General features: G+C 52.4%; 11 protein-coding genes. 8 read left to right on the forward strand and 3 right to left on the reverse strand.

Annotation, left to right across the window (positions count from 1 at the left end):
• Window positions 1-7 precede the first annotated feature (7 nt).
• Together I0P70_RS17515 and I0P70_RS17520 are read right to left on the reverse strand one after the other, a co-directional pair.
• The gene (locus I0P70_RS17515) at window positions 8-3,184 is read right to left on the reverse strand and encodes an efflux RND transporter permease subunit (RefSeq protein ID WP_196120451.1); all 3,177 of its coding nucleotides are present in this window, start codon (window positions 3,182-3,184) and stop codon (window positions 8-10) included.
• 29 nt (window positions 3,185-3,213) lie between these two features.
• Window positions 3,214-4,356, reverse strand: coding sequence for an efflux RND transporter periplasmic adaptor subunit (locus I0P70_RS17520; protein WP_196120452.1), 1,143 nt, complete (start codon window positions 4,354-4,356; stop codon window positions 3,214-3,216).
• A gap of 548 nt (window positions 4,357-4,904) precedes the next feature.
• Here I0P70_RS17520 and I0P70_RS17525 point away from each other — a divergent pair.
• The 3 genes from I0P70_RS17525 (at window position 4,905) to I0P70_RS17535 (ending at window position 6,928) form a co-directional block, all read left to right on the forward strand.
• Window positions 4,905-5,408 (forward strand): hypothetical protein, encoded by a 504-nt coding sequence (locus tag I0P70_RS17525; RefSeq protein ID WP_196120453.1) that lies wholly within the window; start codon window positions 4,905-4,907, stop codon window positions 5,406-5,408.
• Between the two features lie 74 nt (window positions 5,409-5,482).
• Window positions 5,483-6,205: a hypothetical protein gene (locus I0P70_RS17530; protein WP_196120454.1), complete on the forward strand. Its 723-nt coding sequence runs from the start codon at window positions 5,483-5,485 to the stop codon at window positions 6,203-6,205.
• A gap of 267 nt (window positions 6,206-6,472) precedes the next feature.
• Window positions 6,473-6,928, forward strand: a complete 456-nt coding sequence (locus tag I0P70_RS17535; protein WP_196120455.1) for a PepSY-like domain-containing protein — start codon at window positions 6,473-6,475, stop codon at window positions 6,926-6,928.
• 94 nt (window positions 6,929-7,022) lie between these two features.
• Here I0P70_RS17535 and I0P70_RS17540 read toward each other — a convergent pair whose 3' ends face one another.
• A complete protein-coding gene (locus I0P70_RS17540) occupies window positions 7,023-9,449 on the reverse strand; it encodes an outer membrane beta-barrel family protein (protein WP_196120456.1) in 2,427 nt (808 codons plus the stop codon).
• A 312-nt stretch (window positions 9,450-9,761) separates the two neighbouring features.
• On the opposite strand from I0P70_RS17540, the gene I0P70_RS17545 reads away from it, so the two are divergent.
• The 5 genes from I0P70_RS17545 (at window position 9,762) to I0P70_RS17565 (ending at window position 14,631) form a co-directional block, all read left to right on the forward strand.
• Window positions 9,762-10,238 carry a DinB family protein gene (locus I0P70_RS17545; protein WP_196120457.1) on the forward strand — a complete coding sequence of 159 codons (477 nt, stop codon included), beginning with the start codon at window positions 9,762-9,764 and terminating at the stop codon, window positions 10,236-10,238.
• A 128-nt stretch (window positions 10,239-10,366) separates the two neighbouring features.
• A complete protein-coding gene (locus I0P70_RS17550; RefSeq protein ID WP_196120458.1) occupies window positions 10,367-11,134 on the forward strand; it encodes a DoxX family membrane protein in 768 nt (255 codons plus the stop codon).
• Between the two features lie 105 nt (window positions 11,135-11,239).
• Window positions 11,240-11,608 (forward strand): hypothetical protein, encoded by a 369-nt coding sequence (locus I0P70_RS17555; protein ID WP_196120459.1) that lies wholly within the window; start codon window positions 11,240-11,242, stop codon window positions 11,606-11,608.
• A 99-nt stretch (window positions 11,609-11,707) separates the two neighbouring features.
• Window positions 11,708-13,069 (forward strand): HTTM domain-containing protein, encoded by a 1,362-nt coding sequence (locus I0P70_RS17560; RefSeq protein ID WP_196120460.1) that lies wholly within the window; start codon window positions 11,708-11,710, stop codon window positions 13,067-13,069.
• Between the two features lie 116 nt (window positions 13,070-13,185).
• A complete protein-coding gene (locus tag I0P70_RS17565; protein WP_196120461.1) occupies window positions 13,186-14,631 on the forward strand; it encodes a S41 family peptidase in 1,446 nt (481 codons plus the stop codon).
• Window positions 14,632-14,700: the final 69 nt, after the last annotated feature.

The raw sequence follows: 14,700 nt of genomic DNA on the forward strand, positions 1-14,700 counted from the left end.
CAATAACTTAGTTTTGGGAAACAGGCATTTCCATTTCTTCGGTGACCGGATCTGGCAGTCGCTGCTTGTCCTTCTTTTTAGGTATCATGCTGGCGAATAATACATATAGACCAGGTATGAGAAAAACCCCCACAATCGTCCCGACGATCATACCTCCGGCCGCTGCCGTACCGATGGACCTGTTACCCAAGGCGCCGGCTCCGGTAGCCATACACAGCGGTATCAGACCGGCAGTAAAGGCAAAGGAGGTCATCAGCACGGGGCGTAGCCTGGCGGTAGCGCCCTCTACTGCCGCCTGCAGCACCGACTTTCCTTCCTGCCGCCTTTGCACGGCAAACTCCACAATCAGGATGGCGTTTTTACCCAGCAAACCGATGAGCATGATCAAGGCCACCTGCGCATAAATATTGTTCTGCAGCCCCAGCACATACAGGCCCACGAAGGCACCGAATATACCGGCAGGCAGCGACAGGATAACCGGCAGTGGCAGCAGGAAGCTTTCATACTGAGCGGCCAGAAGCAGGTAGACAAAAGCGAGGCAGATCAGGAAAATGTAAATGGCCTGGTCGCCGGAAAGCACTTCCTGGCGGGTCATGCCATACCAGTCGTAGGTATAGCCGCGGGGCAGTGTTTCGGCCGCTACCCGCTCAATGGCTGCAATAGCGTCACCGCTGCTGTAGCCAGGTGCAGGGCCTCCCTTTACTTTGGCTGAGGTATACATGTTGTGGCGCGAGAGCTGTTCAGGTCCGTAGATGCGCTCCATGCTGATGAAGGTGGAGTAGGGGACCATCTCTCCCTGATCGTTTTTCACCTGCAGCTTCAGCACGTCTTCCGGTCGGGTACGGTAGCGGGGATCTGCCTGCACCATCACATCGTACATCTGCTCGAAGCGTACAAAATCCGATACATACAAACCTCCGACCAGGGTCTGTAGCGTACCCATCGCTTGTTTGATAGTCACACCTTTTTTTGCCGCCATGTCCTGGTCCACATGGATCATGTACTGCGGAAAGTTCGGGTCAAATTCCGCACCGGCGTAACTGATTTCCGGGGCCGCTTTCAAGGCAGCTACAAACTTTTTCGTCACCTCGTCCATGCGCTGCAGATTGCCACTGCCCGTGCGGTCGAGCACCTTCATCTGAAAACCGCTGGAGTTACCGAAGCCAGGTACGGTAGGGGGCATGAAAAACTCGATCTGTGCATCGGTGATGTGCCTGGTTCTTTCCTCAAGTCTGCGTATCGTTTCGTGAATCGGTATGTCACGTTTATTCCACTCCTTCAGATTGACCATGGCCATACCATAAGAGGCTCCCGACAGACCGGTGGAAAGGCTGTAGCCGGCCAAAGAAGAAAAGGATTCTACCTCGTCCATACCTGACACCGACTGGTTGACAAAGTCCAGCACACGCTCGGTACGCTCGACTGTAGCACCTGCCGGAGTGGTGACGTCAACATACACCACACTCTGGTCTTCCGTCGGGATAAAGCCTGTAGGCAAAATACTGTTGATGCCCCAGGTCGCTGCAAAAAACAAGAGCAGCAGGGCCACCGTGATCAGCCTGCGCCCGGCCATGAAAGAGATGCTGTTGCTATACTTCCGGGCAAAGGCATCATAGGCATTGTTGAATTTGCCAAAGAAGCGTTGCATCAGGCTCTTTTTCTTCTTCTTTTCATGATGGGTGTTGCGCAGCATAATAGCACAGAGCGCGGGGGTAAGGGTGAGCGCGTTGACGCCTGATATCGCGATGGCAATGGCCAGCGTAAGCGAGAACTGGCGATAGAATATCCCGACAGGTCCTGACATAAAAGCAACAGGTATAAACACGGCCGACATCACGAGCGTGATGGCGATGATGGCGCCGCCAATCTCCCGCATAGCGGCAAAAGTAGCCTCCCGTGGCGGCAGTCCTTCATTTTCCATTTTGGCGTGCACGGCCTCCACCACCACAATGGCATTATCTACCACAATACCGATAGCCAGCACCAGGGCAAAGAGCGTGAGCAGGTTGAGCGAGAAGCCCATCAGTCCCATAAAAAAGAGGGTACCGATCAGGGCCACCGGGGCGGCCAGTGCAGGTATGAGGGTGGAGCGGAAATCCTGCAGGAAGAGGAACACCACCAGGAAAACCAGCACGAAAGCTTCGAGCAGCGTCATCAGTACGTTCTTGATCGAGGCATCGAGGAAGCGCGAAACGTCATAAGTGATTTTGTAGTCCATACCGGGCGGGAATGAGCTGCTTTTAAGCTCCACCATACGCTCCTTTACCCGGTTGATCACGTCTCGTGCATTCGAGCCGGGTCGCTGGATGATCATGATGGAGGCGGCAGGCTGTCCGTCAGTTTTGGAAATACGGCCATAGTTGAGGTTACCCAGTTCCACATCGGCTACATCCCGCAGCCGAAGCACCGAGCCATCCTCATTTGCCCGGATCACCAGCTTCTGGTACTGCTCCGGCTCGAAGAACTTGCCGGTATAGCGTAGCACATACTGCAGCATCTGGGGTGTTTTGCCAGAGCTTTCACCCACCTGGCCTGGAGCGGCCTCTATGTTCTGGTTTTGAATAGCCTGAATGACGTCGTCGGTGGATAATTTGTAGGCCGTCATGCGGTCAGGTTTGAGCCATACCCGCATCGAGTAATCCTTGGTGCTCATGATCTCCGCAAAGCCCACACCGTCTACCCGGCGCAGTTCCTGCAGAATGTTAAGGTCGGCAAAGTTGTAGATGAATTTCTCGTCCAGTTCCGTATCCTCACTAGTGACGTTGATGTAAAGGAGCAAACCTTCTACCTCTTTTTCTGTGCTCACACCCGCCTTCACTACTTCTTCGGGCAGGTCGTTCACGACGGTCGACACACGGTTCTGCACCTCTACGGCAGCCATATCCGGGTCTGTGCCTGACTCAAAATATACCTTGATACTGGACGTGCCCCTGTTGCTGGATACCGAGGACATGTAGGTCATGCCGGGCACCCCGTTTATGGCTTTCTCGAGCGGTGAGGTAACTGTGTTAGCCACCACGTTAGCATTCGCTCCCCTGAATTTGGCACGCACAGAGACAGAAGGCGGGGCAATATCCGGGAAAAGCGCAATCGGTAAGGTATAGAAGGCCAGTACCCCCAGCAGCGTGATCAGCAGGGAGATAACCAGTGAGAGAATAGGTCTGCGTATAAAAATATCAAACATGTGTTCGTGTTAAGTCTGTCCGTTCTTCATTAAAGGGTTCTGGCAAGCAGGCTGTCCATGCCTACCAGGTTCGGCTTGATTTGCATGCCGGGCTCCACATTCTGTATACCTTCCAGCACGATCCTGTCGCCCGGTTTCAGGCCTGACTCGGCAATGTAAAAGGAAGAGAAGCGGGTGCGGGGCACGAAGCTGCGCATGCTCACCTGGTTCAGGGAGTCCACCAGGAAAACATAGTTCTTGTCCTGTAGCTCAAACACGGCTTTTTGGGGCACCAGCACGGCGTCTTCCACTGCGTTGGAGAGCACGATGTTACCGGTGGCGCCATGCTTCAGGAGTTTGTCCGGGTTGGGGAAGCGGGCCCTGAAGGCGATGGAACCGGTGCCTGACTTAAACTCACTTTCCACCGTTTCGATTTTCCCTTCGTGCTGGTAGGGGGTACCGTCTGCCAGCACCAGTTTCACGTTATTGTTATTTCGGTTGGGGTTATCTTCTTTTGTTTTGATGTACTGCAGGTACTCGTTTTCCGAAACATTAAAGTACACAAATATGGCGTTGATATTAGAGGCGGTCGTGAGGAGAGTTCCCTGTTCAATCAGACTTCCCATGCGGTGCGGAATACGGTCGATGATGCCATCGAAAGGGGCTCTGATGCTGGTATAAGACAATCGGATGGCGGCGTTCTGGGCGGAAGAGCGGGCAGCTCTGATGCGGGAGTTGGCGGCTTCGAGTTTTGCCTGTGCTACGTCTATCTCTGTTTTGGAAATCACGTTCTTCTCAACCAGGAGCCGAAGCCTGTCTATCTCCAGCTTTACGCCCTTCGCTTCTGCCAATGCACTTTGCAGGTTAGCCTGGGCCTTGGCGTGTTCCTCCTTGTACTCATCGTCGCTGATCTGAAACAACAACTGACCTTTCTTCACTTCCTGCCCCTCATCTACCAGCACCTTCTCAAGGAAGCCCGGAACACGCGCCCGCAGTTCTACATTCTGCACCGCCTGTATATCGGCTACATACTCATGCTGCAGCACTGTGTCTTTTGAAATGATCTGGATAACGGGCAGCTCCTGCTTTGCTTTTGTTTCGTCGGCCGCCTGGCTGTTGGCTGAACATGCGGACAGTATGCCGGCGCTGATGATAGAGAGAAAATATGATATGACCTTTCGCGTATTATTCATGGTTTAGTGACACGGTTTCCTGTTTGGCAGAGGAGGCCGCATCAAAACACAGTAGAGGTCAATCCAGGAGATAGGTGCTACCAGAGCGGTAAAAAATCATATTGGAGCTACGCAGGTATAGCATCAGGCGCTCGTGTGGTTGTAATATAATTTTGTTAAGGTCTGGATTGACATAATTAAATAATCAGCCAACCTCTTTATACCAGAAATATTAAAGAGATATTAAAATTAACGGCCTTTTTGCCTCAAATGTTTACCTTTTTTAATATGATTTTCTAAATGAATGATTTTCTGCTTAATGCATGTTAATGGTATTAATTTTATATGTGCCAGTTGTTTTAGAAGATATGCGATCGGTAGCTTATACCTGTTTTATTATATCTTGATAAAGTGCCAGTAGGCTTGTGACTTTAAGGGGTAATTCTGTTAAACTCCGATTCGCTGTTGGTCCATTCAAAAACCAATCGATATTTAATGAAATATAGTGCCAATTAGATGCTTCTTTCCGTATGACAGCATGAAGTGATAGAAAACAGACCGTGCTACACATGAGATGGACGATATGCCTGGTATTGCTCCTCTGTTCCTGCGCTACCCAGCGGCAGGACAGCGCTCCTGTCGCCTCTAAGCCAGGTCTTCCCAAGCTGTATGCCCCGGCAGTATACGCCAAGTCTGATCTCGGTTCACAACGGCTCCAAATACAAACTGGTGGAACTGGTGTACTGAAAGAGCAGCTTGTAGGAACAGAGCAGTCTGCCGGACCGGATGCTTCCGCTCGCGTTGTAGGAGCCTACCCTGTATACAAAGAGATCTTCCGTACTCAAACTGTATACCTGCCTGACACGGTTGCACTTGACTCTTTACACCGTGAATTGCAGATCGAGCAACTGGCCAACCAGGCCATTCGCAAAAGATTGAAGTCTACTGAAGGCGAACGCGATTACTGGCAGGAAAAGAACGAGCAGAAATTCTGGACCCTGATCGCCATGGCTGTCTTTGCCTTTCTTTACATCCTGTTCCGGCTGCTGGCTTCCCGTATCAAAGAATCCTGAGGCATTGCTGCATAACCGTATACCGCTACCCTCGTTTAAAAAAGGAAGTATCATGTTAAAACAAACGAAAAACTATGAACAGACGAGACAGAGATCGCTACGATTACGACAACTATGACCGGGACTACGGCAGCGGCGCCGGTTATAATCGCAACGATGAGCACTATCACAGTGCCCGCAACCTCACCAATGAATTTGAGCAGGAATATCGCAGCCATCACCGCGGCATAGATGATGACCGCTACGGCCGGGGCAGCAGTCGCGATGACAGACGGCATAGCTACCACGAAGGCAATATGGGCGATGCCTATGAGCGTATGCGCGATAGGAGAGGTTCCGACCGCAGTGATTCCAGCTTCCAGATGAACCGTGGAGACCGCGACATGGGCAACCGAAACTACGAAAACCGCTATCGCAGCCAGGGTTGGTCTGACTCAGATTCGTATGGCAGCTCAGGCAGGTATAGCCAGAGAGATGATGACTACAACCGTAGCATAAATAGCCGCGACCGGTTCAGAAGCCAGGACAGCAGCGACCGTATGGGACAGGGACGTGGCAGCCGCATGAGCCAGGATGACTTGCGCGAAGGCTACGGTATTTCGGACTACAGCCAAATGCGCCAGTCTGAAATCCGCTCCAGCAGAGGCATTCCAAATGCGGGTATCACCAGCAGTTTCGAAGATGATTACGGCACCGACTTTGACCGTGACCGCAACTATGGCGTTTCGTCGGGCAATTTTGGAGGCTATGGCGCACAGCGCGGTGGTTATAGACGCGACCGAAACGACCGCTATTAATAGATTTGACTTAAAAACAGCAATGATACAGCAGCCGCTCTCCTTAGGGGAGCGGCTGCTGTTTTTTGGTAATATTGGTTAACAAACTTGTACTGTGTTTCGATAATGGGCAATTAACCAGCTCATTTCAGAACATTCTGGTAGGAGGGTGGTATAAGAAAAGAGGATTTCCAGGGTTGATATATTCTGTTAAGTAAGCGTATGCGAACACAGAATTGTCAACCTGTTTATCTTTTAAACCAATTATAACCTAAACGAAGAAGAGCTATGAAAAAGTTAGTTTTAACCCTGGCGCTGGGATTCGGTATGAGTACCGCCGTATTTGCCCAGGATAATGTGCCGGAACGTGTAAAGACAAGTTTTAACAACAACTACGCCCAGGCGAGCGATGTAGAATGGAAAGCAAAGGATGATACCTATTATGCCAAGTTCGAGATGAACGGCACCGATCATTGGATCATGTACAATGCCGACGGTACCATCAAAAAGCAGGGGCGCGAAATTGAAGTAAACCAGCTTCCTCAGGCAGTGCGAAACACCATTAGCCAGCAGTACGCCAACCGTACCATTGAGAAGGCTAAGACAGTAGAGAAAGACGGCCAGACCAGGTATATGGCTAAGTTGGAAGGCGATGACGAAGACCTGAAAGTGGTGTTCAACGCCGATGGTAGCGTAGAAAAAGAAAAGGATAAAGACAAAGACAAGAACAAGCGAAAATACTAAGGTATAGGCGCAGTCTATAAAACAGAAAAGGGCAACCCGGATGGGCTGCCCTTTTTTATGCCAAAATTTTGCAGGCTATACCTGACGATCGGTACTAGCGACCGCCTTTGTCATCGTTGTTGATCTTTTTGCTGCGCTTGCCGCCGTTGGTATTCATCTGCCCGAAGCGCCACTCGAAAGACAAGCGCACTGAGCGGTTGAAGTTAAAAGAGCGGGACTCGTAGGCGAAGGTAGGGTCGTTGCGCTGCCCGGTCTGTTTCATGCTGCGGTTGAAAGGGTTGTTTACACCCAGTGTGACGCTGGCCTTCTTATCCAAGAACTCACGCTTGGCCGCAAAGCCATACCAGTGCCAGCCTGAGTTGCTGCTCTGCAGGTTCAGCCAGCCGGAGCTATAGTTGCCGTAAGCCTGGAAAGAGTAGTCATTCGGCAGTTTGTAGGTGGTATTCAGGTTCATGCTCCACACTAGTCCGGAGTTGCTCAGGTTGCGTGCCGGACTTTCTACATCAAGGTAGCGCAGGTCAGAGCCACCGCTCATGTTCCAGTTCTTGTTCAGCTGGCCCGACAGGTTCAGGTTCAGTCCATAGATCTTGCGTTGCGCCACGTTTTGCGGCGACAGAATTGATACGCCATTTTCATCAACCTGGGACAGGTACTCAATCGCATTGTCGGTATAGCGCCAGTAGAGCGCCGTGTTGATGTTAAGCCCTTTGTCAGTGCTCATGCTGTGGCCCAGTTCTACGGCGTGGTTCAGTTCAGGATCCAGGTAGGGGTTGCCGGTGCGCAGGTTCAGGGTATCGCTGGCATCTACCCAGGGGTTGAGGTACCAGATAAGCGGCCGCTGGATGCGCTGGGTATAGCTGGCTTTCAGGGTATGCGCCTTTATCCCTTTCGACACCGAGATGCTCGGTATCAGGTTGGTGTACTCGTTGCTCATTTTAGTTTTGGTACTCTCAAAATCTCCTGAGATATCGGTGTGCTCCAGGCGGGCTCCGGCCTTGATGTTCCACTTCGATTTGGTGCTCAGGTGCAGGGAGGTATAGCCCGAGTATACCCGCTGAAAGTAATTGAAATCGTTCGACTGACTTGGGTCAGGCTCCAGCGGACTTACTCCGTCCAGCGATTGCAATACCCTGAACTCACTGCCGATGTCGCGGCGGATGGCCTTGGCACCCACTTCCAGTTTCAGACTGGTGGTGTCGCGGAGGCCGTTCAGCTTAAAAGGATGGGTATAGTCGGTTTGCAGGGTGTATTCCTTGTTCCGACTGAAGTTCTTGCTTTGCTGCCGGAAGGTGAGCTCGTCACCGGAGGTATAGTTCTCGGCCTCGTACTCGTAGTTGTCGGGCATGCGGCTGTACTGCGACAGGATGGAAAGCTCCTGCTCCGGCTTAAAGGTTTTGGTATAGCCCAAATCCAGTTGTCCGTTCCCGTAGGGGTTTGTGTAGCTCCTTTCTGAACGAAAATTCTGGAGCAGGTTGCCATTCGTATCACGGAGCCTGTTCAAAATGGTATTGTCGTTCGGGAAATCTCCACCCCATACGTTGGCCGAAAAGTTGATGCGGCTTGTGGAGTCCGGGTCGTAGTCGATGCTCATTTCGCCGTTGCCTCCAAAACCGGTGTTATCAGCCCAGGTAGTTTGCTCGAAAACAGATATAGGCTCCCCGTTTACCAGGTTGGTGCGCGTACTCTCCATGCTGTATTTGTTGCGGTACTGATAGCCGCTGGCCGAAAGCGAAATACCGAGCTTTTTTTTGCGGTAGTTCAGGTTAGTGCCCAGGTAGCGGTTCAGGTTGCCGGTTGTGACATTGGTGGAGCCGTTGAAGCCCTGCAAGCCCTTTTTGGTGATGATGTTGATTACACCGGCCGAGCCTTCCGCATCGTAACGGGCGCCCGGACTTGTGATCACCTCCACCGACTTGATGTTATCGGCGGGCATCTGGCGGAGCGCCTCAGCCAGGTTGCGGGCCATCATACCGGAAGGCTTGCCGTTCACGAGTACCTTGATGTTGCTGTTGCCGCGCATCTGCACGTTGCCGTCGAGGTTTACGGTAAGCGTAGGCACTTTACGCAATACGTCCGCCGCGTTGCCCCCAGCGTTGGAGACATCCTTTTCAGCATTGTACACCAGTTTGTCGCCTTTGTCTTCCACCAGCGCCTTCATGGCCGTTACTTCTACCGCGGCCAGCATTTTGCTGTCAGAGTTGAGCGGAACTTTACCAAGTTGGAGCACAGGCTGATCGGCTGTCAGTGTGATCGGGAGCTTTTTAGGGCGGTATCCCAGAAAAGTAAGATCCAGGGTATAGCTGCCCAGGGGCAGGTTGGCCAACTCGAATTTGCCTTCACCGTCTGCGGCGGTTCCGGATATTAGTTTGTCGCCGTTTTTGAGTACGGCATTGGCATAGCCGATGGGGGCTGCGGTCAGAGAGTCGCTGAGCACACCGCTCAATTTGCCCGAATGGGCCATCTGTGCCATCGTGCCATTACCAATCAGCAGCAAGAGAATTAAAGTAAATAACTGTTTCATAATTTTATTTTGTGAGGATAGAGTAGGTTAAGTATGGCAAACAGAACCCCGGGTAAAGCCAAAAGCTATACCTGCAGGTGGGTGAATAAGTGTTGAATTGGTGTTTTACTGATGCGAATTTGAACTATAGATGTAGTGCTTATGCCAATGGTTGCCTCTGTGCCTCAAATATTTTTTATTTTTTTCCAGGATGTTGCTCAACACCTTCTAAAACGAGGTATAGCAGGGGAGCCAAACCCAAATCGGTAGAGCCTGCTGCACCCATCTCAACCCGGGACAGGTATAGCAGTATGAGCTTGTAAAAAGAAACCGATGAAAGAGGAAAAACAATTGCGCGATCACCTGGAAAAACTGATGCGGATGGGACAGGCCTATCGACCGATGGATGAGCTGCTGCAGGGGCTAAACCTAACGGAAGCAGGGCGGCAGGTAGAGGAACTGCCCTATACCATCTGGCAATTGCTCGAGCATTTGCGCTTCGCCCAACAAGACATCCTGGACTTTTGCCGCAACCCCGCTTATCAGGAACCCGACTGGCCCGACGATTACTGGCCCGCCGACGTAGCCCCAGCCGATCAGCAAGCTCTGGACCAGACCCTGCAGGCAATCAACCGGGACCTGGAGGCGATGGTACAACTGGTGCAGGATACCGAAAACGATCTCTTTGAACCTATACCACATGGCAATGGACAGACACTCCTGCGCGAAGCCATGCTGGTGGCCGAGCACAATGCCTATCACTTTGGCCAGATCGTGGTGCTGCGGCGTCTGCTGGGTGCTGATCTGTAGGGGGAGGAGGTGCAGCTTATGTTAGCCGTTTTATTTGGGGTGTTGGTCTAATAGATTTTCATCTGAAAGCTGGATTTTTATACTTGAGTATCAAATTGATACCCATTGTAAACCAGCTGTTTAATGCCATGCTTCAAAACAAAGACATCCTGCTGCTCCTGATCCGGCTCTTTCTGGGCTATATCTTTTTTTCGTCTGGTATATGCAAATTGACGGGTGGAGAATTCGGTCAGCTAATCGGGCCGCCCTGGCTGGAGGAGCAGCTGGCGCAGTACGGGCTGGGGCTGTTTGCCAAGGTAGTGGCGGTGAGTCAGGTGCTGTGCGGTACGCTGCTGCTCTCGCAGCGCTTCAGTTTGCTCGGAGCCATCATGCTGGTGCCTATGAACGTGGCCATACTGGCCGTAACAGTTTCGCAGCAGTGGGCCGGCACGCCTTATGTCAATACGGTGATGCTGTTGCTCAACCTGACGCTGTTGTTACTGGAGCGGGACAAATTCCGCTTTCTGTGGCAGGCCAACCGGAGTTATCAGATCAGTCCCTCCGTGACAGACGCCATTGGCCAGAACCTGTACAGCTGGCTGGGGATCGGCCTTTGTCTGCTGACCCTGGCGGCGGCTCCTTTCAATATCTTTTTGACCAATGCATTTGCCTTGCCAGCTTTCGCTGCTTTTGCCGCTACGCTGCTTCGCAGTGAGCTGGTCGTGAAGCTCGACAGAGTGTTGCTGGCATTGCCTTTTGTAGCCATGACGTTTGTCACGATGGGTCTTCGAATCCCACACGTGCTTTGGGGCTTGGGTGGCGTGCTGCTGCTCGAAGGGCTGCTGTTGATGGTGCGACTATACCTGGGCAGAAGGCAGCAGCGCGGTCCGGTAGAAGCTGCCGCCCTGGCGGGCTAAAAAGAAGCGACGGCTATACCTTTACAGCAGGTATAGGCAGCTTTCATCCTGCACGTCTCCTCCTAAATTTCATCCGTAAAATAAGAGGAGGAAGTGGCTTGAAAAATGGAACAGATCCAGCAAGAGGAGCTTGAGATACGAAACCGCAAACTGCTGCTCATCAAAGTAGTGCATACCCTGGTGTGGGTGTTCTACAATGTCGTGATCTTTTACCTGCTCTATGCCGTCATCGCCAACCGGATCGACAGGTGGGTCTGGATCTGCCTGGGCCTCATCGTGCTGGAGGGTCTTGTGCTGCTGGTGTTCAACAAAATGTGTCCTATCACCGTGGTGGCCCGGCGCTATTCGGACTCTACCAAAGATAATTTCGATATTTTCCTGCCTAACTGGCTAGCCAGGTATAATAAAGCGATCTATACCACAATCGTTCTCATCAGTGTGCTTATATTAGCCTACCGTTTGGTGCAGGAGTGATTGGAGAGAGCGTGGCTATACCTGGAGCAGGTAAGCTATGCGGAAAGCGGTGGTCATTCGCAACCTGGCTTCCTCAGAAGTCATACATCCTGAATCGCTATGCAGCAGCTCATCAAGCCGATCGGCATTTACCCGCTGGTTTACTTCCGCATCCTGTTCGGGTTGCTGATGTTCTGCGAAGGTATAGGTGCCGTGCTCATCAACTGGGTGCAGGAGCACTACGTGGAGCCGACCATCCATTTCAACTACATCGGGCTGGAGTGGATCAGGCCGCTGGCCGGCAATGGCATGGTATACCTGTACCTGTTCATGGCGCTGCTGGGCTTCCTGATCATGGTAGGCTGGCGCTATAAGCTCACTTCCTTTCTATTTTTCCTGCTCTTCGGCTACAGCTTTTTCAGCGAAAAGACGCATTACCTCAACCACCACTACCTCATCTGGCTGATCAGCGGACTGATGGTGACCCTGCCCGCCCACCGCAAATATTCCCTGGATGTGCGCAGGCTACCGGAGCTTGAAACGGAGGTGGCCCCGCAGTGGACGCTCTGGCTCTTCCGGGCGCAGCTGGTGCTGGTGTACTTTTACGCCGGAGTGGCCAAACTGCAACCCGACTGGCTGGCCGCCAAATCCATGAGCATCTGGATGTCCGCCAAAACGCATTTTTATGTGATAGGCCCCTACCTGAACACTCCGACTATGATACAACTGGTGGTGTGGGGAGGGCTTTTCTTTGACTTCCTGATCGGCTTTGCCCTGCTCTGGCCGCGCACCCGGATGGTGGCTTTCTGGGTGGCCTTCGCTTTTCACATCTTCAATTCAGCGGTGTTTCATGTAGGGGTTTTTCCATACTTCATGATCGCGGCCAATGTGCTGTTCTTTAGCCCGGAGCAGATCGCCCGCTGGTTTTTCCGGAAAAGGACCTCACCCGAACTTCTGCAGCATGCTCCGCTCAAACAGCCCCGCTGGCAGCTTCGGCTGGGGGCGCAGTTCTGTGTACTATACCTGAGCTTCCAATTGCTCTTTCCGCTGCGGCACTTCTTTATTCCCGGCGACGTGAACTGGACCGAAGAAGGGCACCGCTTCTCCTGGCGCATGATGCTGCGCACCAAGCGCGGGCACGTATACTACCAGGTAAAAGACCCGGCGACAGAGCAAGTGCTATACGTTTCTCCTAACGACTACCTGGTGCGGGAGCAGCTGAAAGAATTGCCTAAGCACCCGGATATGATCTGGCAGTTTGCGCAGTTCCTGAAGCTGGAATTTCAAAAGAAAGGGATAGCCAACCCGGAAGTATATGCCATCTCCCGCCTCAGCTTAAATGGCTACCCGGCGCACCCCATCGTAGACCCTACCGTGGACCTGGCGGCTATACCTTATACCTGGGGTGCCAAAAGTTGGGTAACACCACGGCCCGAGGCAGACGGTTGGCCCTGGGTGAAACAAATCATTTCAGAGAAGTGATCAGCTATACCTGTTTTGCAGAATACCACTGTTATTTATGGGATAATCTATAAATCTGTTTAGCTTTCAGTCTCGGAAGGAGGGAGGGACAGCAAATAAACCACAGAAAAAGCAGCATGAAAAGCAATTTGTATCGAAAACCCATCCAGCTTCTGCTGTTCTTTTTGATGCTGTCAGCACCCGGACGCACGATTGCGCAGCACAAGCCGATCATGTTTGCCGCAACGGATGTGAAAGCCGATATGGCCTATGCTTACGAAACGCTGCAAAAGGCCCATTACAACCTCTACGCCTATGTGAGCAAGCGGGACTATGACGCAGCTTATGACGATTTAGTAAAGTCGATCCGCAAAGACTCCCTCAGCATGCTCGAGACAACCATGCTGATGCAGCGGCTACTGGCGATCGGCAACGTAGGGCATAGCGAGGTGGATTTCCCGGCCGCATCTTATATCACTTACGCCACGCAGGGCGGCACCGTGCTTCCGCTCGAGTTGGCTTTTGAAGATGGCAAAACCTTTGTCCGCAAAAGCTATGTGCCGGATTCCAGCGTACAGGTTGGCGACCAGCTGCTGCAGCTCAACGGCAAACCGGTGCGGAAAATAAAATCTGCGATCCATCCCTACCTGTCAGCCGAGCGGCCCTACTTCAAAGACGCCAAACTCGAGTTCTGGTCTTTTCCACGCTATTACTGGGCTGTATTCGGGCAGCAGGAGGCCTTTAAAGTGAAAGTGAAACATGCGGACGGCAAGCGCAGCACCCATACCCTGGAGCCGATCACCGTGATGGGTTACGAGGCAAGCCGGGGAGGCGAGATCCTGAAAAACGAGCGCTCATTCAAGTATATCGATGATGTCGCCTACCTGCATCCTGGTCCTTTCAGCTCAGCGGAGCCGGACGGGGAGGCACAGTTCAAAGCCTTTGTCGACAGCGCTTTTGCGGACATCAACACCCGGCAGGCCCGCTACCTGATCCTGGACCTGCGCAACAATGCCGGTGGGCACAACACCTTCAGCGAATACCTTATCGCCTATTTCGCAGACAAGCCTTTCCGCTGGTTCTCTGACTTCACCGTCAGGACCAGTGAGGTGCTCAAGACCCAAACCCGCAAGCAATTCCCAAAGGCTATACCTGACGACTATACCCGCCAGATCCTGGAGACTCCTGATGGAGAGACCTTCGCCTACGCCCAAACCATGCAGCAGCCTATGCCGGAGGAACAGCGGTTCAAGGGCAAGGTATACGTGCTCGTCAACCGCCAGTCCTACTCCATGGCTGCCGTGAGTGGAGCGCTCATACAGGACTATGGTTTTGGCGAGATCGTGGGAGAGGAGACCGGCGACACACCGACCCTCTATGCCGCGCAGTTCAGCTTTCAGCTGCCCCGCACCAGTGTAGAGCTCAAAGTACCCAAAGGCTATATCGTGCGGCCAAACGGAAACGAAAAGCTGACCGGCCTCATACCAGATCATCTTGTGCGCGACCACCTGCTCGACGAAGATGACGAAGTGCTGCGCTATACCCTGGACAAACTGATCAGGCCGCTACAGGCAAAGCAATAACATCCGCCTATACCTGGAAATTCAGGGCCAGTGATACCGGTCCGCAGAACCAATTGCTTAGGCAACGGT

Source organism: Pontibacter sp. FD36, from assembly GCF_015686655.1.
Lineage (GTDB): Bacteria > Bacteroidota > Bacteroidia > Cytophagales > Hymenobacteraceae > Pontibacter.